This is a genomic window from Marinobacter segnicrescens (assembly GCF_900111555.1).
GTDB classification, from domain to species: Bacteria; Pseudomonadota; Gammaproteobacteria; order Pseudomonadales; family Oleiphilaceae; genus Marinobacter; species Marinobacter segnicrescens.
In genome coordinates this window covers 339,125-364,102 of the sequence record NZ_FOHZ01000001.1, presented here as the reverse complement: position 1 = coordinate 364,102, position 24,978 = coordinate 339,125, and the positions used below count along the sequence as shown (strand labels likewise).

Below are 24,978 nucleotides of genomic sequence, written 5' to 3'. Positions count from 1 at the left end.
GGCTAATTCCTTAATCCAGTGCTTGCCTCTGAGGTCTCTGCCCCCCTCGGAAACATTCCCGGGACACCACTGGCAATCCGGCTGGGGTGTTGTCATGCTTTTTGTATGATTCTGTTAAAACCCGTTATCGGACCACCTGGAGGCACCAAAATGGGGAGTGGAGGGCAAGCCTGTGACCTGGTTATATTCGGAGCCATGGGTGACCTGGCCCTGAAAAAGCTGTTTCCTGCACTGTACCAGTTGCATCGGGCGGATCTGTTGTCAGGCGACAGCCGGATCCTGGCGTTGGCGAGGCGTGACTATGGACCGGACGAGGCCCGCCGCCATATCCGCGAGAGCCTGGCTGGACAACTGCACGAAAGCAGCCTGGAGCCGGAGCTACTTGACGGGTTTCTTGCACGGGTAAGCTATCTGAAGCTGGACTTTACTGATGCACCGGGTTACCCGGTGCTGGGTGACTGGCACCGGCAGGGTCCCGGGACGAATACACTGGTGTTTTACTATGCCACGCCCCCCGGGCTTTACGGCAGGATCACCGCGAACCTTTGCAGTGCGGGTATCTGTGACGACCATACGCGGGTCGTGGTGGAAAAGCCTATCGGCCATGACCTCGCTTCCTCCCGGGAGCTTAATGACCAGTTGGCGAGGGTTTTCCTGGAGGAAAATATCTTCCGGATCGACCATTACCTGGGCAAGGAAACGGTGCAAAACCTGATCGCCCTGCGTTTCGCCAACAACCTGTTTGCCTCGCAATGGGACCAGAACCATATTTCCCACGTGGAAATCACTGTTGCGGAAAGCGTGGGGGTGGAAGGGCGCTGGTCGTATTTCAATAGTGCCGGCCAGCTGAGGGACATGGTGCAGAGCCATTTGCTGCAGTTACTGTGCCTGCTCGCAATGGACCCACCCTCGGACCTGTCGCCCGACAGTATCCGTGATGAAAAGGTGAAAGTTCTCAAGGCGCTCTCACCCCTGACGCCGGAGCGGATAAGCAGCCACCTGGTGCGTGGGCAATACACCGCCGGAACGGCCGAAGGCATCCCGGTACCGGGCTACCTGGAAGAGGAGGATGCCGAGGGTCCGAGTCACACTGAAACGTTCATCGCCCTCAAGGTGGAAATCGAGAACTGGCGCTGGGCCGGGGTGCCATTCTATATCCGAACCGGCAAGAGGCTGCCCGAGAAGCGTTCAGAGGTGATTGTTCACTTCAAGCCGGCGCCCCATTACATCTTTGACCCGGACCAGAAACACCTGGCCAACAACAAGCTGATCATCCGCCTGCAGCCGGATGAGGGTATGGCCCTGCAAATACTCACCAAGGATCAGGGGCTGAGTCGTGGCATGCGGCTGCGCCAGGGGCCCCTGGAACTGACCTTTGCGGAGGCGTTTGAGACCGACAGGATTCCGGATGCCTATGAGAGGCTGTTACTGGAAGTCATGAAAGGCAATCAGTACCTGTTCGTCCGCCGTGATGAGGTGGAGTTTGCCTGGCGTTGGGTGGACCAGCTGCTTGCCAATTGCGAGGAATGCGGTGCCCACCCCAAACGTTACGCCGCTGGCACCTGGGGACCGGTAGCGTCTATCGCCATGATCACGCGGGACAATCGGAGCTGGTATGAAGACGCCTGAAGTGATCCCGGGGACGGGAGTTGCCCTGTACCGGGGTGAGGACTCCCGAACACTCGCCGAAGCGCTGACAGTAAGGGTTGTCGATCAGTTACGCCAGGCTCTGACTCAACACGGCGAGGCATTATTGGTGGTTTCCGGTGGCAGGACGCCAGAGGCATTCTTGCGTCGATTGTCGGCTGCCGACCTGGACTGGGCGAGGGTCCACGTGGTGCCGACGGATGAACGCTGGGTGGCGAAGGATGACCCGGCACGCAACAGCCGCATGATCCGGCAGTTTTTGCTGCAGCACAGGGCTGCAGAGGCACAGCTTCACGAGTTAGTGTCTGACGGGCAAGCTGATCCCGTGGCTGCCGCTACTGAGGCCAGCACCCGGCTGAGGGAGCTACCCTGGCCGGCCGCAGTTGTGGTTCTCGGGATGGGTGAGGACGGCCACACAGCCTCCCTGTTCCCTGGTGCCCCCGAACTGCAACAAGGCCTGGCAAAGGATGCGCCCCTGGTGATCGCCATGACACCATCATCGCAGGATACCAGGCGGCTCTCACTCAGCGCGAGCGCCCTCTCGGGGGCAAATGCAACCCTGTTGTTGCTTCAGGGTGAAGGTAAACGAAAGGCACTGGAGCTGGCCCTCGCCCAGCCGCAGGCGTTAAGTGAAAGGCCCATACGGGTGTTTTTCCAACAACCGCTGGAGGTTTTCTGGTGCCCCTGAGGGGGTCGGAAGCAGGAGAAATGCGCTCATGACAGAGTTATCGCACGAACAGAAACAGCGAATTGAAGCGGTTCTCGCGGCGGGTCCCATCATTCCGGTAATTTCCCTGCATCGGGAGGAGGATGCGGCGCCGCTGGCCGATGCGCTGCTTGAGGCGGGCATCCGTGTGCTGGAAATTACCCTGCGAACCCCCGCGGCCCTGCCAGCCATCGAATTGCTGAGCAAGCGGCTACCCGGTGATGTATTTATAGGTGCGGGAACCGTGACCGACCCGGCCGCTTATCGTCGGGCAGAGAGTGCCGGAGCCGGGTTTGTGGTCAGCCCCGGCATAACTCCACGGCTCCTGGATTACGGCCTGACGGCGAACGCGCCCTTGCTGCCGGGCGTGGCAACGGTTTCCGAGCTGATGCTGGGTTATGAGCTGGGTTACCGTTCGTTCAAGTTTTTTCCGGCAGCCGTGTCCGGCGGGGTGAAGGCCCTTCAGGCCTTCGCAGGGCCCTTTCCGGATGTGACTTTCTGTCCGACGGGAGGCATACGCCAGAATACAGCCAGCGAATATCTGTCACTGGATAATGTCATGACGGTGGGTGGGACCTGGCTGACCCCGGAGTCCAGGGTCCGCACGGGGGACTGGGCTGGTATTGGCGAGCTGGCAAGGGAGAGCCTCGCCAGCTGCAAGGGTTAGGCAGACGTCGCTTAACGGATGTCGTCACCAACCCGCAGGATTTTCATGGTGTTGGTTCCGCCCTGCGCATTGACATAGTCGCCCTTGGTCACCACCACCAGGTCACCGGGGTTGACGATGCCCCGGTCCTGCAGCTGTTTGACCGCCAGGGCGTTGGTCTGGTCCGGCGAAACCTCTGCCGAGTCAAAGGGAACCGTCTGCACACCACGGTACAGTGCCACCTTGTGCTGGGTGGAGAAGTGTCGGGAAAAGGCAAAGATGGGCAGTCCGGACTTGATGCGGGACATTAGCAGGGGCGTGGCACCTGTTTCGGTGAGGCAGATAATGGCGGTAACCCCCTGCAGGTGGTTGGCGGCGTACATGGCTGACAGGGCAATGGCTTCATCCACCCTTTCCATTTCCTCGTGCATGCGGTGGCCTGACTGATGCATGGAAGGGTGACGTTCGGCACCCTTGCAGATGCGATCCATGGCTTCTACTGCCTGCACCGGATAATCGCCCACGGCGGTCTCGGCGGACAACATGACGGCATCGGTATAGTCCATCACCGCATTGGCCACGTCGGAGACTTCCGCCCGGGTTGGCATGGGGTTGTCGATCATGGACTCCATCATCTGGGTGGCGGTGATAACGACCCGGTTCAGGGCACGGGCACGACCAATGATGTGTTTCTGGACGGCGACCAGCTCGGCATCACCGATTTCCACAGCCAGGTCACCCCGGGCGACCATAACGGCGTCAGAGGCCAGGATTACCGAGTCCAGCGCTTCGGTGTCGTGGGCCAGTTCGGCTCGTTCGATCTTGGCCACCAGGGCAGCCTGGGAGCCAGCGTCCCTCAGCAAGTGGCGGGCGGTGTGCATGTCGTCGGCGGTGCGGACGAAGGAGACGGCCACATAGTCTGCTGCCAGCCGGGCCGCGGTTACAATGTCTTCCCGGTCCTTGCTGGTCAGGGCATCGGCGGACAGGCCGCCACCGCGTTTGTTCAGGCCCTTGTTATTGGACAGGGGGCCGCCGATCAGCACTGTGGAGGTGATGCTGTGGTCGTCTACCCCGGTGACTTCCATCTCGATCCGTCCATCGTCAAGTACCAGGATATCGCCGGGTACCACGTCGCGGATGAGCTGCTCGTAGTCGATGCCAACGGCCTGGTCATCGCCGGCTTCCTTGTCCATCGCGGCGTCCAGTACGAAGGTCTGGCCTGCCCTCAGGGTCACCTTGTTGTCTCGGAAGCGGGCAATGCGCAGCTTTGGCCCCTGCAGGTCCGCGAGTATCGCCACAAAACGGCCTGCCCGGGCGGAAGCTTCCCGTACCTGTCGCGCCCGCTCGCCATGCTCTTGGGCGCTGCCATGGGAGAAGTTGAGGCGGGTGACATCCACCCCAGCGCGGATAATGCGCTCAAGGGCCTCGGGTGCATCAGTGGCGGGGCCGAGGGTGGCGACAATCTTGGTGCGCCGCAGCTGCTCTGGCATGGTGTTGGGGTTCCTTGTATGGCGACAGTACGTATGGGTAACTCAGTAGTCATGGTACTGTCAGAGTGTAACAGAATGGTGAAGGAGCGCTTCGATGCACCCCACGGTTACCCGGGTTACTGAACGGATTATCCGGCGCAGTCGCGACAGCCGGCAAGACTACCTTCGGCGGATGGACGCCCTGGGCCGTCAGTCGCCCCACCGCGCTGCACTCTCATGTGGCAACCTGGCCCATGGTTTTGCCGCCTGCCAGCCTGGCGACAAGCAGACACTGAAGCTGATGAACCAGGCCAATGTGGCCATGGTGTCGGCATACAATGACATGCTTTCTGCCCACCAGCCCTACGCCACTTTTCCCGATGTGATTCGCCAGGCCGCCCATGGCATGGGTTCGGTGGCCCAGTTCGCTGGTGGTACGCCGGCAATGTGTGATGGCGTCACCCAGGGCCAGCCAGGAATGGAGCTCAGCCTGGTGTCAAGGGATGTGATCGCCATGAGTACGGCTGTCGCCCTGAGCCACAATATGTTTGATGCCGCCCTGCTGCTGGGGATCTGTGACAAGATCGTACCCGGTCTGCTGATCGGTGCGCTCAGCTTTGGTTATCTGCCCATAGTACTGGTGCCGGCCGGTCCGATGCCTTCGGGACTGCCGAACAAGGAAAAACAACGTATCCGCCAGTTGTACGCCGAGGGGAGGGTGGGCCGTGAGGAGTTACTGGAGGCAGAAAGCCAGTCGTACCACAGTCCCGGGACCTGTACCTTTTACGGCACAGCCAACAGCAACCAGTTGCTGGTTGAGGTGATGGGCCTGCACCTGCCTGGCGCGGCTTTCGTGAATCCTGGCACGCCGCTTCGAGAGGCACTGACCCGGGCTGCAACAGAGCAGGTCATAAGGCTTTCGCGGCCCAATGGCGGTGACCTGGGGCTGGCCCACATGGTCTCTGAAAAAAGCATTGTCAACGCACTGGTCGCCCTGCTGGCCACCGGGGGGTCCACCAACCACACGCTGCATTGGGTGGCTATTGCCCGGGCAGCAGGCATCCATATTGACTGGGATGACTATTCAGAGCTGTCCCGCGCCACGCCGCTACTGACTCGCATCTACCCCAATGGCGACGCGGATGTAAACCACTTCCACCAGGCCGGGGGAACACCGTTGCTGATACGCGAACTGCTCGACGCCGGCCTGCTCCATGAGGATGTTGACACGGTAGTGGGCAGGGGCTTGCGGGCTTACATACAGGGTCCGGTGCTCGAAAACGGGAAGCTGCGGTGGCGGCCGGCGGCAACGGCAAGTGCGGATTCCAGCGTCCTGCGACCGGTATCTGCGGCCTTTGCAGCTGAAGGCGGGCTTACGGTCGTCGAGGGTAACCTGGGCAGGGGCATTATCAAGACCTCAGCGGTGGCACCGGAACACCAGGTGGTTGAGGCGCCTGCCCGGGTATTCGATGATCAGTCTCAGTTGGCAGAGGCGTTCGAACGTGGTGAGCTGAACTCGGACTTCGTGGCGGTGGTGCGCTGGCAGGGACCGGTGGCCAACGGCATGCCGGAACTGCACAAGCTGACCCCATACCTGGGCAGCCTGCAGGACCATGGCTACCGGGTAGCACTGGTCACCGATGGGCGCATGTCCGGCGCCAGCGGAAAGGTGCCTGCAGCCATCCACGTATACCCGGAAGCGGCCCGGGGCGGCCCCCTGTCCCGTGTACGTGATGGTGATATGATTCGGGTGGACGCCACCGGGGGGCAGCTTTCCATAGCCCTGAGCGAGGATGAACTGGCCTCCCGTGAGCCGGCGGTCCCGGACCTCACCGGCAATCAGTCCGGGCTGGGCCGAGAGCTGTTCAGCTGGTTCCGCCACGGGGCATCGGAGGCGGAGAAGGGCGCCACGCTGTTTTTCCGGGACCACAATGACTGACGACCGAAAGCGGACACAACAATAACAAGGAGCATGACCACCCATGACACAGTACCTGCTGGCCATTGACCAGGGCACCACGAGTTCCCGGGCCATCCTGTTCACCCGGGAAGGCCGGATCCACGCCGTGGAACAACAGGAATTTGACCAGATCTACCCCGACAGTGGCTGGGTGGAACATGACCCGGAGGCTATCTGGGACACGGTGGTTGCCACCTGCCAGGCGGTGCTGGACCACAGTGGTGTTACCGCTGACCAGATCTTGGGGGTGGGTATTACCAATCAGCGGGAAACGACCATTCTGTGGGACCGGGAAACCGGCAAGCCGGTGCACAATGCCATTGTCTGGCAGGACCGCCGTACCGCCGGCCTGTGCCAGCAGCTGAAGGAGGACGGCCACGAGCCGCTGGTGACCGAGCGTACGGGCCTGCTGATTGACCCTTATTTCTCTGCCACCAAGATCCGCTGGGTGCTGGATAATGTCACAGGTGCACGGGAGCGGGCCGAGCGAGGCGAACTTGCGTTCGGCACCGTGGACACCTTCCTGCTCTGGCGCCTGACCGGCGGCCGATCGTTTTTGACGGATGCCACCAATGCCTCCCGCACCATGTTGTTCAATATCCATGAACAGTGCTGGGACCCGGACTTGCTGAAGCTGTTCGACATTCCCGCGTCGCTGTTACCGGAAGTCCGCGATTGCGCCTCTGACTTTGGCACCATCGCCGATCATCTGCCCGCCGGTGGTGTAACGATCGGCGGTATTGCCGGGGACCAGCAGGCGGCCCTGTTTGGCCAGACCTGTTTTGCCGAGGGTACCGCGAAGAGCACCTATGGCACCGGCTGCTTCCTGATTCTCAACACGGGCGACCGTGCGCTGAAATCGTCCAACCGGTTGCTTACCACGGTAGGGTATCGGCTGAATGGAAAGACCACCTACGCCCTGGAAGGCAGCATCTTCATTGCCGGGGCGGCCATCCAGTGGCTGCGGGATGGCCTCAGCCTGATCCGCATGGCCGATGAGTGTGAAATGCTGGCGGAGCAGACCCCGGTGGACCATGGCGTCTACCTGGTTCCCGCGTTCACCGGCCTGGGGGCGCCCCATTGGGACCCCAAGGCGAGGGGGGCAATGTTCGGCCTGACCCGGGATACCGGTATCAAGGAGATCGTCACCGCCGGGCTGCAGTCCGTGTGCTATCAGACCAAGGACCTGCAGAAAGCCATGGAGGACGATGGCGTCCGCCCGGTGGCGCTCCGGGTCGATGGTGGCATGGTGGTGAATAACTGGGTACTGCAGTTTCTGGCCGATATTCTCGGGGCCACGGTCGACAGGCCAGAGGTGATCGAGACCACTGCCCTGGGTGCCGCGTTTCTTGCGGGCCTGCAAGCCGGGGTGTATAGGGACCTGGACGACATCGAAAAGCTTTGGCGGTGCGAGCGACGTTTCGAGCCGACCATGTCAAAGGATGACCGGGACCGGCTGTACGCCGGCTGGCTGGAAGCGGTCCGGCGCCTGCAGCAAACCTGAGGCTATACAGGCGCCAGAGCCGTTATTGCAGTGTCAGTGGGGCACCGGCTTTGCGCCGGGCCTCCTGCCATTGCTCCAATGTTCGGGCAGCTTCTTCCCCGGGAACCGTGTCCAGGATCTCGTAGAATGCGCTGTAGTACTTGTCTTCAAGCACTTCCGCCCTCGGCTTCATACGCACCACGTAGACCGACTGCACGTTCTGGTGATCAAAAGCCCGCCACTCCTGTTCGTCTTTCAGCAGCGAATAGCGATGGCCCTCAAGCGCTTTGATCACGTCGGCGGTATTGGTGGTGCCGGCCCGTTCCACCGCGTCCTTGTACTGGTAGACAATGCTGTATGCCGAGGCCGCCGCCGAAGACGGCCGCATGTTGTAGGCATCCGAGAAGGCCTCGACGAACTCGATCCCCCGGTCATAGCCTTTCTCATAGGGCAGGTTCCAGAACCATGGGGCAGCACCGATAATGCCCTCCATCAGCGAGGGGCCCAGTTGCAGGGCCGTGCCCAGGCTGGTATTAGGCCAGACAATCTGCATTTTCTCCTTCAGGTCCATGTCATGGGCTATGTTCACTGCGCGAACCATGTCGCCCCCACCGAGAATCAGCACCAGCACGTCGGCATTACTTGCTTCCGCGGCCTCCAACGCGGCCTGGAAGTCCTGGGTACGGGCGTTAGGGAAGGGGGTCCGGGTAACCGGGTGGCGCTCGGTATCGTCAGTTCCGGACTGGGTGCGCATGGATTCCTCCACCGAATAGCCCCAGGAGTAATCGGCGGTAATGTAGAAGTACTTTTTGTCGCTGTAGTGCTCGGCCAGGTACTGTCCGATGGCGCTGGCCGTCATCCAGGCGTTATACGATTCGCGGAACATGTGGGTGTGGCCGGCGCTGCCGGTGGTGGCATTGGCGTATGTCAGGGTACCGAAGTAAATGCGGTCCCGTTCTTTCGCGGCCTTGCCGGAAGCAATTGCTACCGCGGATGAAACACCGCCGAAAATCATCTGGACATCGTGCTCGTCAATCATTTCCTGAACGTTGGCGACACCGCGTTTCGGGTTGAGCCGGGTGTTACGAATCACCATTTCAACGGGGCGTCCCAGGATGCCCCCTGACGCATTAATCTCCTCGACGGCCAGGAAAGCCCCCAGACGCTGTTGCAGGCCGAGGTACTCGTAGCGGCCGGACTGGGGATAGTTGAGCCCGATTTTCAGGGCCTCCTGGGCCACGCAGGACAGGCTTGTCAGCAGCAGAGCAAAGGCCAGGGCAAGGCGGCGTATCATGACGGTGGTTATCTCCTTTATGTGTTATTGAAGGGTTAGGGGCATTCCTGCCTTTCGCCGATCGCTCTGCCACTCCTCCAGAGTTCGGGCAGCCTCATTGCCGGGCAGGGAATAGACAATCTCGAAGTAATTGGCCGAGTATTCATCCGCCAGTACCTGCTCCCGGGGTCGCAGCTTGACTACATAAACAGACTGTACGTTCTGGTGGTCAAATGCCCGCCATTCCTGCTCATCTTTCAGCAAGCTGTAACGGTGGCCGTCCAGGGCCCGGATGACCGCAGCGGTACGGGTGGTGCCGGCCCGTTCCACCGCATCTTTGTATTGGTGCACAATGCTGTATGCGGATGCCGCCGCTGACGATGGACGCATTTCGTACCGGTCTGAAAAGGCCTTCACGAACGCTTCGCCCCGTTCATAACCCTTCTCGACCGGCAGGTTCCAGACCCATGGAGCTGCGCCGATGACCCCTTCCATAATGGTGGGGCCAACCTGTCGCGCCATACCCAGTGTGATATTGGGTACCACAATCTGCATACGTTTCTGGAGTCCCATGGAGTAGGCAATGTTGATCGCGCGAACCATATCATCACCGAACAGCACCAGCACCAGCACCTTGGCGTCACTGGCGGCGGCCTTGTCCAGCGCTGCCTGGAAGTCGCTGGTCAGGGCAGTGGGAAAGGGCGTGGTAACGCCGGGGTGGGCGCTGGTGTCGTCGGTAGCGGTGAACTGTCGCAATGACTCCTCGACAGACCAGCCCCAGGTGTAGTCCGCGGTAATATAGAAGTAGTTACTGTCACGCTGGCTCTCGCTCAGGTACCGGCCCAGTGCCTTTGATGCCATCCAGGCGTTGTAGGGTTCCCGGAACATGTGGGTGTGGCCGGCACTGCCCGTGGTGGCATTGGAGTAGGTCAGGGTGCCGAAGTAAATCCGGTCCCGTTCTTTCGCGGCCTTGCCGGAGGCAATGGCGACGGCAGAGGACACCCCGCCAAACACCATCTGCACGTCATGGTTATCAATCAGGTCTGCGGTGTTGCGAGCTCCCCGTTCAGGGTCGCTGCGGGTGTTGCGGATGACAAGCTCTACCGGTTGTCCCAGGATGCCCCCCTGCTGGTTGATCTCCTCAACGGCCAGGAAGGCTCCAAGCCGCTGCTGCAGGCCCTGGCCCTGGTAGCGGCCGGACTGGGGATAATTCAGGCCCAGCTTGAGCGTTTCAGCAACGGACGTCAGTGAAGCCAGTGACAGGCTCAGAGCGACCAGCAGCGTGCGGATTTTCATCTGTAAAACTCTCCTGCCAGGCGCAACGTATGTGCCGCCTGCATTTGTTGGTTTTGTTAAATGATGCAAAAGGGAATTGGCCCCGGCCAGTTTTGTCGCTGGCGTGGGTTTTGGCAATGGTCCCAGGGTGGAAAATTGTCAGGGAGCTGTAACTGGGCGTAATAAAGCGTTACCCGGGGAACTGGTTCACGCCGGGCAACGCGGTATGCGAATCAGCCGTGGGCGCCCATGCCACCGTCGATGCGATACTGGGCCCCGGTCACGAAACCGGATTCTTCCGACGCCAGGAACACGACGACGTTAGCGATATCGATGGATTCGCCGTAGCGGCCAAGGGGAATACTGGCGGTCAAAGCTGCCTTGGCCTCCTCTGCGTGACCCGGCTGAAAGCCTTCTTCCAGTGAACGCATCATCCGGGTATTCACGGGGGAGGGGTGTACCGAATTGACCCTTACACCATGGGGGCCCATCTCCAGTGCGGCCGACTTGGTAATGCCAACCACGGCATGCTTGGACGCCACATAGGGTGCGACCCCCGGGCTGCCCATCAGGCCGGCCACCGAGGACATGTTGATGACCGAGCCGGAACCCTGTTGCTGCATAACCCTCAGTACATGGTGCAGGCCCAGGAATACGCCGCGCACGTTCACGGCAATAACCTTGTCGAAGTCCTGGATTTTCTGGTCTGTGATGGGGGCAACCTTGCCCTCAATGCCGGCGTTGTTGAAGAAAACATCGATTCGGCCGAATTCATCCATGGTCTTCCTGACGTAGGCGGCGACATCTTCCTCCTGCGATACATCGGCAGCCACCGTCACAACCTTGCCAGCGTCTTTCAATTCCTCGGCGGCGGCTTTCAGGTCCTCTTCCCGGAGATCCACCAGCACCACCCGGGCACCTTCCTCCAGGAAACGACGGGCGGTTACCTTGCCGATGCCGCCGCTGCCACCCGTGATAATCGCTACCTTGTCTTTGAGTCTTGCCATGATTCCTTCCTCCTGATTCAGGCGTGGGGCAGGTTTTCTGCCATCCGCTCTGCCTGGTTGTCGTCAGTTTCCAGTCCGGTGAGCCGGAACTGGTTACGGCCTGCGGCCTTGGCCTGGTACATCGCTTCGTCTGCCCTCTCCATCAGGGCATCGGCGGTTTCGCCGTCGAGGGGGTACAGGCTGATGCCAATGCTGGAGCCCACCCTGAGCAGGGCATCACCGCAGCGATAGGGCCGCGCATTGGCCTCGATCAGGCGATGTGCAACCCGTATGGCGTGCTCGGAACTGTCCAGTTCGGGGAGAAGTACAATAAATTCATCGCCGCCCAGACGTGCCAGGGTATCGTCTTCCCGAAGGCAGCTTTGCAGCCGTCCGGCAATTTCCGTCAGCAGGTGGTCGCCGGCGGCATGTCCATGACTATCGTTGACGGCCTTGAAATGATCAAGGTCTACGAACATGACTGCCAGTATCTGCTGCTTCCTGTGGGCGTGGCGAATGGCATGCTGCAGGCGGTCTTCCAGCAGGCGCCGGTTGGGCAGGCCTGTCAGGGCATCGTAATAGGCCAGCTGGCGAATACGCTCTTCGTTCAGGCGGTGCTGGGTGATGTCGGTGAACAGGCCGGCGTAGTGCGTTACATTGCGGTCCTCATCGCGGATTGCGGTGACGGTGAGTAGCTCGAGGTAAAGCTCGCCACCTTTGCGCCGGTTCCAGACCTCTCCCCGCCACCGGCCGGTACTGCTCAGCGTCTCCCACATTTCCCGGTAGAACTCCGAGTCGTGGCGGCCGGATGAGAGTATGGCCGGTGTTCGGCCAATAACTTCTTCCGGCTGATAACCGGTGAGTTGGGTAAAGGCCGGGTTTACGAACTGAATGGTCAGCTGCGGATCCGTGATTATGATGCCCTCAAGGGAAGACTCGATCACCCTTTCGGCTAGCTGGAGGTGGCGGCGTGACTGGGCGAGGGCTGCGTCACGCTGCTCAAGGGTGGTCCTCAGGTCCTCAAGGTACATGTGTTCAGCACCGGCGATCAGGTCCGAGAAGCCCAGCAGGCCCATCAGCTCGCCGTCATGGTTGGTGACTCCGAGGTGTCGTATACGTTTTTCCAGCAGCAGGTCCCGGGCGCGGATCAGAGGCTCGCTCATGCCGATGGTCTGCAATGGGCGACTGGCCAGCGACGCAACGGGTGTGTCGCCGGGATAATTGCTGATAAACCGCAGCATATCCCGTTCGGTGATCACTCCGGGACCTTCGTCTTCACACAGGATAAGTGCGGCATCATGGTGGGTCTGGTGCATCAGGCGGGCAGCGGCGGAGAGCTTTACCTCGCCAGTGATCATCAATGGACGGTCGCCGAGGGCAGAGTGGACTTCCCGCAACCTCAGGTAGGGTTCCAGGCCCTGGTTCATGGCGATATCACTCTGGCTCAGAATGCCGACAATTTCGCCCCGGGCGTCGGTCACCAGAAAATGCCGCCGGTGTTCCTGCCGGAACCGCATGGCCGCCTCGGCTATACTGGTTCCGGTGATGAGGGTGGCGACCGGTGTGCTCATGACGTCGGCAATGGGACGGTGGAGCGAATCCGGGTCGGAGAAGTTCACCAGCAGTGCATCGTGCTCGGTCCAGATACCCAGCGGCTCCCCGCCGGCCATGACCACAATGGAACTACAGCCATGCTCGGCCATCAGCTGCGCCGCACGGTTCAGGGGTGTGTCCGGGGAACAGTGCACAGGAACGCCGGAGCGCATGATGCTCTCGATCGGTAGATGATTGGCCATGGTACTTCCGCTTGTGGTTATTGGTCCGCAAGGTATACGAGGCATTGTGTGTTGCCGGTCGCGGCCCGGTTTTGACGGACGTCAATTGCTCAGCCATTCTTTCCGATATCCTTACGGTTTTTTACATTTTCGCTTGTCAAAGCACGACGTCACCCCGGAGGTGGTTTTACTATGGCCAATACCCGTACAGAAGAACTTCAGCGCCTGAAGCAGGAACTGACTCGCCGCCTTGAGCGCTACGAGGCCCACCAGCATCGGGAGAGCGGCAAACTGGAAGCCGATTTCGAGGAACAGGCAGTGCAGTTGCAAAATGATGAAGTGGTCGACTCCCTTGAACAGGAAGTGCGGGAAGAGCTGCGCCAGGTCATCCATGCCCTGGACCGCATCGATCAGGGAGAAGGAGGTCTGTGTGAAAGGTGCGGCAACGAAATCAACCCTGAGCGCCTGAATATTCTGCCCTGGACGTCGCTTTGCGTTCGTTGTGCCGAAGCTGCAGAATAGTCCCGTCTTTTCTCCCCCTCACTAAACTCACCACCGGGTGCCGGCGACTTCAGTCTCAGGCTGGGTCGGCCTGTTGCCGATAGAAAAAGGACCGGACCCCATGACGCAGACAGTTGATGACACGTCCTGGAAGATGCCGAAGAGCCGGGTTATCGGATTGTTTACCGGCCTCGCACTTTTTGCCCTTACCCTGGTGGTGCCGCCGCCGGGTGGCCTGGACGGGTCCGCATGGGCGGCACTGGGACTGATGATGCTCATGGCCGCCTGGTGGGCAACTGAAGCGATTCCAATTCCGGCTACGTCGCTGTTACCCATTGTGCTGATCCCGGCGCTGGGCCTGGGAACCGTCACGGATGCTACCGTACCCTACGCCAACCCCATCATATTCCTGTTCCTGGGGGGCTTTACCCTGGGGCTGGCGATGCAGCGCTGGAACCTGCACCGCCGTATTGCCCTGCACATACTGTTGCTGGTAGGGACAAGCCCACGGCGCCAGATTGCCGGGTTCATGGTGGCGACGGCCTTTCTCAGCATGTGGGTTTCCAATACGGCGACCGCCATCATGATGCTGCCGATCGGCCTGTCGGTATTGAGCATGGTGCACGCACCGGATGACGAAAGCCGCCGGCGCTTCGGCGTTGCCCTGCTGCTTGCCATAGCCTATTCCGCCAGCGTTGGTGGTATCGCCACCCTGATCGGAACGCCGCCGAACGCGCTGTTGGCAGCTTACCTGTCAGATCAGCAGGACATTCCCCTGGGCTTCGCCCAGTGGATGATTATCGGCGTGCCGGTGGCGGCACTCATGCTGCTGGTGATCTGGTGGTGGCTGAGTCGTCGGGATTTCGGTATCGGCGCCTCAGCCGGTGCGGGAGAGGCAATCCGTGACGAACTCAGGAGTCTTGGCCCTATGGGCAAGGCTGAAATCCGCGTGGCGACCCTGTTCGGCCTGACCGCAGCAGCCTGGATCTGCAGGCCCCTGCTATCGGGTACGTTGCCGTGGCTTAGTGACACGGTGATCGCCATCTTCGCGGCGGTGTTGTTGTTCATCCTCCGTTCGGGCCAGCGGGATGGTAACGCCCTGATGGACTGGGACAGCGCCCGTGACCTTCCCTGGGGCGTCCTGTTGCTGTTCGGTGGTGGCCTGGCGCTGGCGGGTGTGATCAGCAGTTCCGGGCTGGCGGATGCCATTGCCGAAAGCCTGTCGTCACTGGAAACCCTGCCCATGTTGCTGATGGTGGGACTGGTGGTGGCAGTGATCATTTTCCTGACCGAGGTGACCAGCAATACCGCCACGGCAGCGGCTTTTCTGCCCTTGCTCGGCGCGCTGGCTGTGGGGCAGGGCATCTCGCCGGTGCTGCTGACGGTGCCAGCTGCGATCGCTGCCAGTTGCGCCTTCATGATGCCCGTGGCCACGCCACCCAATGCGATTGTCTTCGGCAGCGGCTATATGGCCATCAGCGATATGATCCGTGCCGGCTTTGTGCTCAACCTGATCGGTATCGTGCTGGTGACCCTGCTGGGTTACCTGCTGATGGGCGTGGCATTTACGGTGTGATCGCAGGGCCGGGACGGCAGCCGGTCACGACAACCGGCTCCGCTCCCGTCTCAGTCTTCCGGTCTTGAGAGGTCTACCCACTGGCGGGAGAACCAGTAAAAGCGCCCGTCGCCGGCAGGATAGGTGCAGTTGTACCGAAAACGACGGCTGCTGAAAGGCTCCGGAGCACGGACAGAAACCGTCTGTTGGTCTGCGGTTAAAGGGATGCGACCCTGGCCGGAGGCAAAGCAGGTCAGTGCTCCGGTGCGGAAACCGTCGGGAAGGGTCAGGCTCAGTTCCGGTGGATTGTCCTGGACGATACTGTTACCCGGGGCATCGTCGATCACCGGTAGCGATCGGCTGCGCAGCTTGTGATCGAGGCCATCAAGCTGGCCATGGGCCGTGGCCAGGGGGAAGCGAGGCAACCGGCTGGTGTCCGAGGTTTGGCCGATGGCGCCGGACTGTTGTCCGTAGGCGAGCCAGCCGCGCTGATCGATCATCTCTTCCAGTGCTGAGTCATATTCACCATAGGGGTAGGCAAACAGTGGTGCCGTTGCCCCCAGTTTCTCGTCAAGGATCGATTGGGCCTGGTCCAGGCTGGCGGTGATTCGCTGGAGCCACGCCCCCTTCGGTTCGTCGGGGCGCCTGGCCAGGTGGCCATGGTCATGGCTGTGGTTGGCGATGGTGACGCCTTCCCGTTCACTTGCCTGTTCCAGTTGCTCCCAGGTCATATAGCCGCGGCTGCCTACGGCATCGGTGTTCACGAAAATGGTGTAGGGATAACCATACTCTTCCAGAATGGGGGCTGCGGTGGTCCACACCGAGGCATAGGCGTCGTCGAAGGTAATGGCGACCTGTTCCTGATCGCTCAGTTCGCCACTGAGGGCAGACCGGGTGGCAGACTCCAGCGGCGCCACGTCCAGCCCCAGTTCCCGGATACGGGACAGGTGGGACCGAAAGAGCTCAACCGTCGTGCTGGTACTTGGCGGTGTCTGGTCACTGACGTGGTGATATTGCAGTACCACCAGGTCGGACTGGGCTGTGAGTGGCGTAAGGGTGACCAGGGCAGCCAGCACGGTCCGGTTCAGCATCGGGACTCTCCGTGGCGGAAGTAGTGTCGCAGTGTCGTAAACGCGTCGTTCAGTTGCTGGACCTGGGCGGTATCACCGCCGCGATCAGGGTGGGCCTGCATGACCGCCCGTCGGAACCGGTGCTTGACCGAGGCAAAGTCCGCCGGCAGCGTTTCGAAGCCCAGTACCGCGGCGGCACTTTCAGCCGAGTCCGCCCCTGGGCCCTGGCCGGCACGTCCGGCCCAGAAATCATCCACCATGCGGTGGATGTCGGCCTCGGGCATTCGGTACTGGTCCAGGTCCAGGTAGAAATCCCGCAACGGGTCTATTTGGCCAGGGAGGCCGGTGCCGGCAATGACATCGTCATGTTGCAGGCTGATCGTAAGGGGTGAGATGACCAGCGTCTCACCGGTGGCAGCCAGGTCATCCCGCAGACGGTAAAGTACATGGAACAGCAGGAAGTGCACCGGGTACAGGGCAGCGGGGTCCGCATAATCTACCGGGCCGATCAGTTCCCAGGGCGGCCGTTGCAGTTGTCGGATCAACTCCAGCTCCGACAGGTTGCCTGCTTCACGCAGGCAGGACTCTGTGGCTGCGGTCAGTAACTGAACGTGGTGCTCAAGGGCCTGGCCCTGATGATCTGCAGGCTCGCCTTCGGTGGACGATTTATCTGAAATGGCATCCTCACTCATGCTGCCATGTTATGTCAGCGGGTGCGGTATCCCAAGCCCGAAAGGGTGAAGAATCGTACCCGGTACGGCGGATGGTGGCTTGTACGCAGCCACAGGGCCTGACTTGGGTGGCGTAGCTCCGGTATAATCGCGGCCGATTGATTCACCCCATTCCATCATGGCCACAGGTTGATTATGTCAGACGTAATGACGCCGGAAGCGGTATCTGTCACACCCGACAGCGAGGCGGAGCGTGAGCGCAAGCTGGAGACCAACAAGCTCCAGAAGCGCCTGCGACGGGAAGCCGGCCAGGCGATCCAGGACTTCCGCATGATCGAGTCCGGTGACCGGGTCATGGTGTGCCTTTCCGGAGGCAAGGATTCCTATACCATGCTAGATATCCTGATGAATCTACAGAAAAGCGCCCCGGTACCTTTCGAGCTGATTGCGGTGAACCTGGACCAGAAGCAGCCGGGATTTCCGGAGCACGTGCTGCCGGAGTATCTCGCTGGTCTGGGGATTGAATATCACATCATCGAAAAGGACACCTACAGCATCGTCAAGGAGAAGGTGCCAGAGGGCAAGACCACCTGTGGCCTGTGTTCCAGGCTTCGACGGGGCATCCTGTACAACTTTGCCGAAGAGCATGGCATCACCAAGATCGCCCTGGGCCATCACCGGGATGACCTGCTGGAGACCCTGTTCCTGAACATGTTCTACGGCGGCAAGATGAAGTCCATGCCTCCCAAACTGTTCAGTGATGATGGTCGCAATACCGTCATCCGTCCCCTGGCCTACAGCCGTGAGAAAGACATTGCCCGCTATGCGACGCTAAGGGAATACCCGATCATTCCCTGCAACCTTTGCGGTTCCCAGGAAAACCTTCAGCGGCAGGTGGTCAAAGATATGCTGCAGCAGTGGGACAGGCAACACCCGGGGCGGATCGAAACCATGTTCCGGGCCATGTGTAATGTGGAACCATCCCACCTCGCCGATACCAGCCTTTATGACTTTGCCGAGGGCCGCTCACGCGCAGGTGGCGTGGCGCCGGTGCAGACCGTTGAGGCAGAGCCGGACTATGGTCGGCTGGACGTGCTGAATCTCTGATTCGTCAGCAGGCCGGGGCGGTGCATCAACCTCCGTCCCCGCCTCCACCAACCAGTTCCATCAGGCCGCCAATCATCTGACTGATCAGCGCGAGCTGGGTGTTCAGGCCATCTACCGTTTCCGAAAGGCTGTTGATCTGTAGCCCCAGAAACAGCGCCACCAGAACGAAGACCAGCGTTGTAAGCATCCACAATCGACGCACCTTGCCCACCCGGGACTCGAGTTCCTCCTGGAACCGGGCATCTACCCGAGCCATGTGCTGCTTCATCGCACGGATGTCCTCGTTGGCCTCTTCATAGGCAATTTCCAGGGTGGAAAGGCGGCCGGTGAGCTTGCGCAGGTAGGACTGGTCGGCCACGGTCTGGTAAGGGCTCAGTTCCGGTGCCGCAAAATCCGGTTCACTGTCGCCGTCTGCCAGGATGGTGTCAATCATCTGGATGAGCTGTTCACGTTCCACCTGCTTGCCGATCACGCCCGCGGCGCCCCGGGCCTTTGCGTCCTGGAGGTAGCGATCAGCGTTCTGGGAGGTGTACATGAACACCGGGATGTCCCGGCTTTCCGGCTGGCCCTTGAGCTTTTCCAGCGCCTCGAAACCGTTCATGCCTGGCAACAGGTGATCCAGGAAGATCAGGTCAAATTGCTCATGCTGAACCAGGCTCAGGGCTTCCTCGGCCGAGCCGACGCCCTTGCTGGTGAGATCGGCTTTCTCCAGCAGCCTGGCGAGGATGATCCTCGCGGTGGAGGAGTCATCAACAATGAGTGCGTTGCCACGGGGCATGGTGTTCTCCCTGTCTTTACGAGGGCCCTCGTTCCGCTTCGGTCTTGCCAGTCCCTGACCGATCCCTGAGGGCTCGCAACACGTTAGTCCCGGGTGGGGGGTAATTCAAGTCAACCGTTAGCAAATTGTGGCACAGGTTGCCGAATCCAGCTTTGCCAACAATGATGTCTGCCTATCACACAACTCAAGGCAGCCAGATTTCGAACACACCACCGCCCAGTTTGCCTTCATTATGCAGGCGTATCGTACCGTGCTTGCCGTTATTCTGATGCAGGTGGGCTATGGCGGAGGCGAAGTAAAGCCCCAGGCTGGTAGAGCCGCTGCTGAAGTCCGGCGCCTTCAGGAGCTCTGCACCGGCTTCCCTCATATGTGCCGGGTAACCGCTGCCATCATCTTCCACGGTAATAACCAGCCAGCCATCCTGCTCCCGGGCGCCAAGTTGCAGGCGGCTACGGGTATAGCGAATGGCGTTGTTCAGGGTGCTGGCGATGACGCCCGAGATGAGTTCGTCGTCGAAAAAACCAATGACATCGTTATCGGCGTCAATGTCATAGTCGACCCCATAACCCTGCAGGAGTCGTTCATGGCGGGCCAGCTGTTGCTGCAGGAATTCCGCCACATAGTGCTCGTCGCTATGGGCAGAGAGCTTTTGTTCGCCCAGGCGATAGATTCCCAGTAGCTGCACCAGGTCACTGTGGACCCGCTCCGCCTCATACTGCAGGGTATTGAAGCGCGGGTTATCCCCCAGGGCGCCTTTCTGCTCTTCCCGCAGATCATCCAGGGTACTGAGCAGCATGCCGAGGGAGTTCTTCATATCGTGCACCGCCGAGGCGATGACCATGGAAAAATCCGGATTGTCGATCTTCCGGTCTGCAGCGGCTGGCTGGCGATGCTCACTCATTCATTGACTCCATTTTTCTTTTCATGGCCAGGTAACGGCGGTACTGACGGTGCTGCGGCGGCAGGTTTTCCAGGGCCTGGAAGCAGCGGTGGCACTGGGCGAGTGCATGCTGGCGTACCACTGAGCGGTCGCCATCCTGCAGCTGCTTCATGCGGATCTGGACCAGGTTGAGGTTGAGCGCGGCGTGGTTTGGCACAATGTCCAGGGCCTGTTCGAAGAACCGGGCCGCCTCGGGAAGGCCGCCCTTTTCATAGGCCTGGATGCCTTCCCGGTTGAGCGTCCGGGCCTGCAGACGCTGTTGCAGGCCCACGGGTTCATCCATCAGGTTCTCGATCTGCTCAATGGTTTCGGCCTCTCCCTCGAATCTCTGGGCCAGCGAGGCCAACAGTTGCTCGGCCTCCCGGTTCTGACCCACCCGGTAGAGTGTCTTGGCCAGGTCGAGTCCGGCGTCGGCCGAAAGCTTGTCTTCGGGCAGGGCTGCCCGGGCTTCCTCGAGGAATTTCATGGCCTTGGTGCGATTGCCCCGGGCAGCAACGATGCGGGCCCGCACCAGCATGGTGCGGGGGCCAATATCCGGTGCTTCCGGAAACCTGCGCTCCAGGTGCTTCAGCACCCGCACGGCTTCATCGGCGTATTCCTTGCCTTCGCCACCAGGGTCGCCCTCACTCAGGTCTGTGAGAGACCGGCCAAGGGCCAGGTGGTGGTCCGGATTATCGTGAACGGACCAGGTGCCCAGGTTAACGGTGCGTCGCCAGGCGTCGGTGGCTGTGTCGATGTCGTGGTTCTGGGTCGCCAGTTTCGCCAGGTCCCGTTGGCGCAACAGGGCGTTGGGCGACAGTTCTGCGGCCCTCTGCAGGACTTTCTGGGCCTGGCCGGACTTACCATTGCGTTTGAGGCTTTCTGACAGCAGGTCGTAGGCTTCCAGGTAGTCCGGGTGGTCCTCGACCAGACGTTGCAGGGCAACAATCGCTTCGTCCAGGTGACCTTCGGCCAGCAGGACCCTTGCCTTGCCAAGCCGTGCCCAGGACAGGGAGCGCTGGCTGAGTATGTCATCGTAGATCTTGCGGGCCTGGCCGTAGTCGCCTACCTGGATATAAAGTTCCGCGAGGGTCTTGTAGATCCAGGAACGATGCCGGGGATACTGGGACAGCAGCGAAAGGCATTGCTGAATGGCTTCCGGGTTGTCCTCCAGGTCCATTGCCCGGGTGACCGGAAGCAGGGCCTCCCGGCGCTCAGCCAGTGCGCCCAGGCGTTTTTCCAGCATCGCCCGGTTAATCGGCTTGGTGAGGTAGGCGTCCGGGTGATATTCCCGTGCCCCCATGACCATTTCCCGGGAGGTTTCGGCGGTCACCATCAGGAACAGGGACGAGTGATGCAACAGCTTGCGGTGGCGCAGTTCTTCCAGCACATGCTGGCCGCTCTTGCCTTCCCCGAGGTTGTAATTGCATAGCAGGACGTCGAAATGATCATAGGCGCAACGCTGCACGGCGGCGGCGCCATTATGGACCAGTTCGATTTTTTCAGCCCCCAGGGAACGCAGCATCTGTCGCATGGAGTTGCGGAAGTTCTCGAAATCATCCACCACCAGAAAACGGAGTTTGCGGATGCTGGTGGAAAAGCTGTGTTCACCGGACGTATTGATCATGCGCGCTTTTTCATGAGTTTGTTGACCAGTGCCCGCAAGGCTGCGGGCTTAACCGGTTTATAGAGTACATGGTAGCCCCGTCGGATGGCATCCTCACGGACCTCTTCCCCAAGGTAGCCGGTAATGAGTACTCCCGGCACAGCAAAAACAAGGTCATCCCTCAGCGCGTCCATGGCGTCCAGGCCATTCTGGTCGTCGTCGAGTTGATAGTCTGCCAGGATAATGTCTGGCCGTTCACCGCCAAGGGCAGTACGGGCATCCTCCAGGCTGAGTGCCGTGGTGGTTTGGCAATGCCAGTTGCCCAGTAAGGCCTCCATGCCTTCGAGGATGTGGGCGTCATTGTCGATACAGAGCACTTTCAGACCCCTCAGGGTGGACAGGCCGCGACTGCCGTTGCGTGTCGTGGTGGACGGTGCTTCCCTGACCTCGGCCTTTGCCAGCGGTACGGTGATGGTGAATGTGCTGCCTCGGCCGACACGGGAGTGCACGTTAACGGGATGACCCAGCATGCCACTGATACGGTCCACGATAGCCAGCCCCAGACCCAGGCCGTTCTTGTCGCGGCCCTGCCGCAGGCGGCGGAACTCCTCGAAGATGTACTTCAGCTGGTCGTCCGGAATGCCCGGGCCGGTATCCCACACTTCAATGCGCAGGTAGCCCTTCAGCCGCCTGCACCCCAGCAGTATGCGTCCGCCACTGCCGGTGTAACGAATCGCGTTGGACAGGAAGTTCTGGACCACCCTGCGTAACAGCTTGGCGTCTGACGTCACCCAGGTGGAGCTTGGGACTACCTTCAGGGACAGTTCCTGGTCTGCGGCAATGGCACTGAATTCGGTGGCCAGGTGTCGCAGCATGTCGTTAACCGGGAAGCTGCTGATATCAGGCTCCAGTGCCCCCGCATCCAGTTTCGAGATATCCAGTAGTGTGCTGATGATTTCTTCCGCCGCGCCCAGCGAGCTGTCCAGGTGGCTGGCCAGTTCCCGGGTTTCCTCGGTGATGACCTTGTTCTGCAGTGCCGAGGCAAACAGGCGCGCCGCATTCAGTGGTTGCAGAAGGTCATGGCTGGCGGAGGCCAGGAAACGGGTCTTGCTCTGATTGGCCTGTTCGGCAACGGACTTGGCCTTGAGCATCTGTTCGTTGATGACCTGTAGTTCCTGGGTGCGCTCCTTGACCCGCTGCTCCAGGTAAATATTGGTTTCCTTCAGGGCCTGCTCCGTGCGGCGCATGGCAGTAATGTCCTGGAAGGTGGTGACGTAACCACCGCCGGGAATAGGGCTGCCTTCAATTTTCAGCACCGTGCCATCCGGCCGGTGCCGCTCATAGGACAGGGGGCGGCCCTGCTTCATCGCATCACAGCGGTCGCTGATAATCTCGTCGATGCGTCGTGCAGGCAGGTTGGCGCTGGTCAGGTTGTAGCGCATCAGGTCCTGCATGGGGCGGCCGGCCCGGACATAGCCTTTGGGATAGGAAAACAGTTCAAGGTAACGGCGGTTCCAGACCACCAGCTGCTGCTGGTGGTTGACCACCGATACGCCGAGGCTGATGTTCTCGATGGCAGATTGCAGCAACTCCCGACTGAAGGTCATGGCCTGGGAGGCCTCGTCGACGATGCTGACCACATCCTCGATCTGCATGTCACGACCGGTCAGGGTGGACTCCAGCACCACCCGCGCGGTGGAAGCACCGATGACCGAAGCCAGCTGGCGCTCGATGTAACGCATCAGGTGCGTACTGGCTGGGCGCTGGGGGGAGAGCCTCATGGCGTTACGGCGTTCGTAGTTGGTGAAGAGGGCCTCCGCACGTTCCTCACCCATGAACCGCTCTGCCAGGGCCTGCAGGTCGGCAGTAAGCACCTCGCCCTGCCAGACCTGTTGCTGGGACGTTTCCGCCCGTGGATGGGGGTCATGGAAGAACGAAGCAATCTGGATCTTCTCGCGAACCCGCTGGCGGGTGGTCATGGAGAGGAGTACATAGACCAGGGTGTTGATGCCCAGGGACCAGATGATGCCGTGGCTGATCATATCCAGTTCCAGCCCGAGCAGGGCCGTTGGCCGGGTCCAGTTCAGGCCCCACAGCCCCTGGTCGATAAGGGTGTCGCTGAGCCAACCGGTGGAGGCCAGCGCGGGGATCAGCAGGGTATAGCACCACATGGCAAAGCCGATGGCGAGGCCCCAGATTGCTCCGTTGTAGTTGCCCCTGCGCCAGAGAATTCCGCCAATCAGCGAGGGGCCAAACTGGGCGGCGGCCGCAAACGACAGCAGGCCGAACGCAGTCAGGCTGTAATCGGCCCCGGCCAGGCGGTAGAAACCATAGGCGGTCATCAGTACCAGGAATATGGTGACACGGCGTATGCTCAGCAGCAGCCGGCTGAGATCCGCCTGCCGGTTCATCCGGGGCCGGAAGAACTTGAGCAGGCCCGGCATGACGATTTCGTTGCTCACCATGGTGGCGATGGCTACTGAACAGACGATGACCATGGCGGCGGCAGCGGAGCCCCCGCCAAGGAAGGCCAGGATGGCCAGCCACCTCTGCTCTTCCATAATGGGGAGGGTGAGTGTCAGCATGTCCGGATTGACGCCTTCGCCGCCGGCGTTGAGCAGGCCGGCCGCTGCAATGGGCAGTACGAACGCACTGGCGATGATCAGGTAGGCCGGCATGGCCCACCGGGCCGTATTGAAGTCCCGGTACTCGGCGTTCTCCACGACCATGACGTGGAATTGCCGGGGCAGGCAGAGGATCGCCAGCATGGAGACGATGGTCTGGGTAATAAACGCTGGTGCCTGCACGCCGTCCCAAGTGAGCTGGCCTACCAGGTCCGCTTCCCTGACGCGGGTAAGCAGGTCCCCGAAGCCTTCGTACATGCCGTAGCCCACGAACAGCCCGACGGCGACAAAGGCGATCAGCTTGATCATGGACTCGAAGGCCACCGCCTGGATCATGCCCCGGTGGTGTTCGGTGGACTCAAGGTGGCGGGTGCCGAACAGGACGGTGAATGCGGCCAGAACCAGGGTGATGTACCAGGCGGAATCACTCCAGGCCGCCTGGTGGGACGTGCCCGAGCCGCTTTCCGACAGCACACTGAATCCCAGGGAGATGGCTTTAAGCTGCAGGGCGATATAGGGCACGCTGCCGATCAGCGCGAATACCGCTATCAGCGCAGCCAGGGACTGGGATTTGCCATAGCGGGAGGCGATAAAGTCGGCAATGGACGTACTGTTGCTGCGTTTGCTGATGTAGATGATGCGCCGCAGCAGCGGGGTGCCGAACAGGAACACCAGCAGGGGGCCAAGATAGATGGGCAGAAAGCCCAGACCCTCCTGGGTAGAGCGGCCGACGGCACCATAGAACGTCCAGGAGGTAAAGTAGACTGCCAGGGAGAGGGCATAGATATGGGGGCGTGCGAGCTTGTTCCGGTAAAGGCCCGGGTGCCGGTCACCGGCCCAGGCGATGGCAAACAGCAGGGAGATGTAGGCGATGGAAATGACTACCAGTAGCCAGACACTGATCATCTCCGGTTACTCCCTGGCGGT

19 protein-coding genes are annotated in these 24,978 nt (G+C 60.8%); 8 read left to right on the top strand and 11 right to left on the bottom strand.

From position 1 onward, the window contains the following. The first annotated feature begins 150 nt into the window (after nucleotides 1-150). The 3 genes from zwf to BM036_RS01600 are packed head-to-tail and all read left to right on the top strand — an operon-like array spanning nucleotide 151 to nucleotide 3,020. Nucleotides 151-1,629, top strand: a complete 1,479-nt coding sequence (zwf, locus tag BM036_RS01610) for a glucose-6-phosphate dehydrogenase (protein WP_091848471.1) — start codon at nucleotides 151-153, stop codon at nucleotides 1,627-1,629. Further along, nucleotides 1,616-2,335 carry a 6-phosphogluconolactonase gene (pgl, locus tag BM036_RS01605; RefSeq protein WP_091848470.1) on the top strand — a complete coding sequence of 240 codons (720 nt, stop codon included), beginning with the start codon at nucleotides 1,616-1,618 and terminating at the stop codon, nucleotides 2,333-2,335. Before zwf ends, pgl begins: the two co-directional genes overlap by 14 nt. Nucleotides 2,336-2,363: 28 nt before the next feature. Next, nucleotides 2,364-3,020 (top strand): bifunctional 4-hydroxy-2-oxoglutarate aldolase/2-dehydro-3-deoxy-phosphogluconate aldolase, encoded by a 657-nt coding sequence (locus tag BM036_RS01600; RefSeq protein ID WP_091848469.1) that lies wholly within the window; start codon nucleotides 2,364-2,366, stop codon nucleotides 3,018-3,020. An 11-nt stretch (nucleotides 3,021-3,031) separates the two neighbouring features. On the opposite strand, the gene pyk is transcribed toward BM036_RS01600, so the two are convergent. Next, a complete protein-coding gene (pyk, locus tag BM036_RS01595; RefSeq protein WP_091848468.1) occupies nucleotides 3,032-4,489 on the bottom strand; it encodes a pyruvate kinase in 1,458 nt (485 codons plus the stop codon). Between the two features lie 94 nt (nucleotides 4,490-4,583). On the opposite strand from pyk, the gene edd reads away from it, so the two are divergent. Both edd and glpK read left to right on the top strand, forming a co-directional pair. After that, complete coding sequence (edd, locus tag BM036_RS01590; RefSeq protein ID WP_091848467.1) at nucleotides 4,584-6,407, top strand: phosphogluconate dehydratase; 1,824 nt, start codon at nucleotides 4,584-4,586, stop codon at nucleotides 6,405-6,407. Nucleotides 6,408-6,450: 43 nt separating this feature from the next. Further along, on the top strand, nucleotides 6,451-7,932 hold the full coding sequence (glpK, locus tag BM036_RS01585) for a glycerol kinase GlpK (protein WP_091848466.1): 1,482 nt from the start codon (nucleotides 6,451-6,453) through the stop codon (nucleotides 7,930-7,932). 22 nt (nucleotides 7,933-7,954) lie between these two features. On the opposite strand, the gene BM036_RS01580 is transcribed toward glpK, so the two are convergent. From BM036_RS01580 to BM036_RS01565, 4 genes are all read right to left on the bottom strand, one after another. Next, the gene (locus BM036_RS01580; protein ID WP_091848465.1) at nucleotides 7,955-9,205 is read right to left on the bottom strand and encodes an ABC transporter substrate-binding protein; all 1,251 of its coding nucleotides are present in this window, start codon (nucleotides 9,203-9,205) and stop codon (nucleotides 7,955-7,957) included. A 24-nt stretch (nucleotides 9,206-9,229) separates the two neighbouring features. Beyond that, entirely contained in the window at nucleotides 9,230-10,480 is a 1,251-nt protein-coding gene (locus BM036_RS01575) for an ABC transporter substrate-binding protein (protein WP_091848464.1), read from the bottom strand. A gap of 212 nt (nucleotides 10,481-10,692) precedes the next feature. Next, on the bottom strand, nucleotides 10,693-11,466 hold the full coding sequence (locus BM036_RS01570; protein ID WP_091848463.1) for an SDR family NAD(P)-dependent oxidoreductase: 774 nt from the start codon (nucleotides 11,464-11,466) through the stop codon (nucleotides 10,693-10,695). Nucleotides 11,467-11,483: 17 nt separating this feature from the next. Further along, nucleotides 11,484-13,241, bottom strand: a complete 1,758-nt coding sequence (locus tag BM036_RS01565; protein ID WP_091848462.1) for a diguanylate cyclase domain-containing protein — start codon at nucleotides 13,239-13,241, stop codon at nucleotides 11,484-11,486. A gap of 171 nt (nucleotides 13,242-13,412) precedes the next feature. Between BM036_RS01565 and BM036_RS01560 the strand changes: the two genes are divergently transcribed. Next, entirely contained in the window at nucleotides 13,413-13,742 is a 330-nt protein-coding gene (locus BM036_RS01560; RefSeq protein WP_091848461.1) for a TraR/DksA family transcriptional regulator, read from the top strand. Between the two features lie 100 nt (nucleotides 13,743-13,842). Further along, nucleotides 13,843-15,297, top strand: coding sequence for an SLC13 family permease (locus tag BM036_RS01555; protein ID WP_218144747.1), 1,455 nt, complete (start codon nucleotides 13,843-13,845; stop codon nucleotides 15,295-15,297). A 50-nt stretch (nucleotides 15,298-15,347) separates the two neighbouring features. Here BM036_RS01555 and BM036_RS01550 read toward each other — a convergent pair whose 3' ends face one another. Next, the gene (locus BM036_RS01550) at nucleotides 15,348-16,367 is read right to left on the bottom strand and encodes a polysaccharide deacetylase family protein (RefSeq protein ID WP_091848460.1); all 1,020 of its coding nucleotides are present in this window, start codon (nucleotides 16,365-16,367) and stop codon (nucleotides 15,348-15,350) included. After that, nucleotides 16,361-17,038, bottom strand: a complete 678-nt coding sequence (locus tag BM036_RS01545) for a DNA-J related domain-containing protein (RefSeq protein WP_091848459.1) — start codon at nucleotides 17,036-17,038, stop codon at nucleotides 16,361-16,363. The genes BM036_RS01550 and BM036_RS01545 overlap by 7 nt, the downstream gene beginning before the upstream one ends. Nucleotides 17,039-17,224: 186 nt before the next feature. Here BM036_RS01545 and ttcA point away from each other — a divergent pair, with 186 nt between their 5' ends. Continuing rightward, nucleotides 17,225-18,124: a tRNA 2-thiocytidine(32) synthetase TtcA gene (gene ttcA / locus BM036_RS01540; protein ID WP_091848678.1), complete on the top strand. Its 900-nt coding sequence runs from the start codon at nucleotides 17,225-17,227 to the stop codon at nucleotides 18,122-18,124. Between the two features lie 25 nt (nucleotides 18,125-18,149). Here ttcA and BM036_RS01535 read toward each other — a convergent pair whose 3' ends face one another. From BM036_RS01535 to BM036_RS01520, 4 genes are all read right to left on the bottom strand, one after another. Further along, on the bottom strand, nucleotides 18,150-18,902 hold the full coding sequence (locus BM036_RS01535) for a response regulator (RefSeq protein WP_091848458.1): 753 nt from the start codon (nucleotides 18,900-18,902) through the stop codon (nucleotides 18,150-18,152). A gap of 184 nt (nucleotides 18,903-19,086) precedes the next feature. Next, nucleotides 19,087-19,803, bottom strand: coding sequence for a sensor histidine kinase (locus tag BM036_RS01530; protein ID WP_091848457.1), 717 nt, complete (start codon nucleotides 19,801-19,803; stop codon nucleotides 19,087-19,089). Beyond that, nucleotides 19,796-21,448 carry a tetratricopeptide repeat-containing response regulator gene (locus BM036_RS01525; RefSeq protein ID WP_091848456.1) on the bottom strand — a complete coding sequence of 551 codons (1,653 nt, stop codon included), beginning with the start codon at nucleotides 21,446-21,448 and terminating at the stop codon, nucleotides 19,796-19,798. Before BM036_RS01525 ends, BM036_RS01530 begins: the two co-directional genes overlap by 8 nt. Then, complete coding sequence (locus BM036_RS01520; protein ID WP_091848455.1) at nucleotides 21,445-24,957, bottom strand: PAS domain-containing hybrid sensor histidine kinase/response regulator; 3,513 nt, start codon at nucleotides 24,955-24,957, stop codon at nucleotides 21,445-21,447. The genes BM036_RS01525 and BM036_RS01520 overlap by 4 nt, the downstream gene beginning before the upstream one ends. Nucleotides 24,958-24,978 lie beyond the last annotated feature (21 nt).

Excerpts from the sequence above, each read along its gene's own strand:
- zwf (WP_091848471.1), top strand. The coding sequence starts at position 151 with ATGGGGAGTGGAGGGCAAGCCTGTGACCTGGTTATATTCGGAGCCATG.
- pgl (WP_091848470.1), top strand. The coding sequence starts at position 1,616 with ATGAAGACGCCTGAAGTGATCCCGGGGACGGGAGTTGCCCTGTACCGG.
- BM036_RS01600 (WP_091848469.1), top strand. The coding sequence starts at position 2,364 with ATGACAGAGTTATCGCACGAACAGAAACAGCGAATTGAAGCGGTTCTC.
- pyk (WP_091848468.1), bottom strand. The coding sequence starts at position 4,489 with ATGCCAGAGCAGCTGCGGCGCACCAAGATTGTCGCCACCCTCGGCCCC.
- edd (WP_091848467.1), top strand. The coding sequence starts at position 4,584 with ATGCACCCCACGGTTACCCGGGTTACTGAACGGATTATCCGGCGCAGT.
- glpK (WP_091848466.1), top strand. The coding sequence starts at position 6,451 with ATGACACAGTACCTGCTGGCCATTGACCAGGGCACCACGAGTTCCCGG.
- BM036_RS01580 (WP_091848465.1), bottom strand. The coding sequence starts at position 9,205 with ATGATACGCCGCCTTGCCCTGGCCTTTGCTCTGCTGCTGACAAGCCTG.
- BM036_RS01575 (WP_091848464.1), bottom strand. The coding sequence starts at position 10,480 with ATGAAAATCCGCACGCTGCTGGTCGCTCTGAGCCTGTCACTGGCTTCA.
- BM036_RS01570 (WP_091848463.1), bottom strand. The coding sequence starts at position 11,466 with ATGGCAAGACTCAAAGACAAGGTAGCGATTATCACGGGTGGCAGCGGC.
- BM036_RS01565 (WP_091848462.1), bottom strand. The coding sequence starts at position 13,241 with ATGGCCAATCATCTACCGATCGAGAGCATCATGCGCTCCGGCGTTCCT.
- BM036_RS01560 (WP_091848461.1), top strand. The coding sequence starts at position 13,413 with ATGGCCAATACCCGTACAGAAGAACTTCAGCGCCTGAAGCAGGAACTG.
- BM036_RS01555 (WP_218144747.1), top strand. The coding sequence starts at position 13,843 with ATGACGCAGACAGTTGATGACACGTCCTGGAAGATGCCGAAGAGCCGG.
- BM036_RS01550 (WP_091848460.1), bottom strand. The coding sequence starts at position 16,367 with ATGCTGAACCGGACCGTGCTGGCTGCCCTGGTCACCCTTACGCCACTC.
- BM036_RS01545 (WP_091848459.1), bottom strand. The coding sequence starts at position 17,038 with ATGAGTGAGGATGCCATTTCAGATAAATCGTCCACCGAAGGCGAGCCT.
- ttcA (WP_091848678.1), top strand. The coding sequence starts at position 17,225 with ATGACGCCGGAAGCGGTATCTGTCACACCCGACAGCGAGGCGGAGCGT.
- BM036_RS01535 (WP_091848458.1), bottom strand. The coding sequence starts at position 18,902 with ATGCCCCGTGGCAACGCACTCATTGTTGATGACTCCTCCACCGCGAGG.
- BM036_RS01530 (WP_091848457.1), bottom strand. The coding sequence starts at position 19,803 with ATGAGTGAGCATCGCCAGCCAGCCGCTGCAGACCGGAAGATCGACAAT.
- BM036_RS01525 (WP_091848456.1), bottom strand. The coding sequence starts at position 21,448 with ATGATCAATACGTCCGGTGAACACAGCTTTTCCACCAGCATCCGCAAA.
- BM036_RS01520 (WP_091848455.1), bottom strand. The coding sequence starts at position 24,957 with ATGATCAGTGTCTGGCTACTGGTAGTCATTTCCATCGCCTACATCTCC.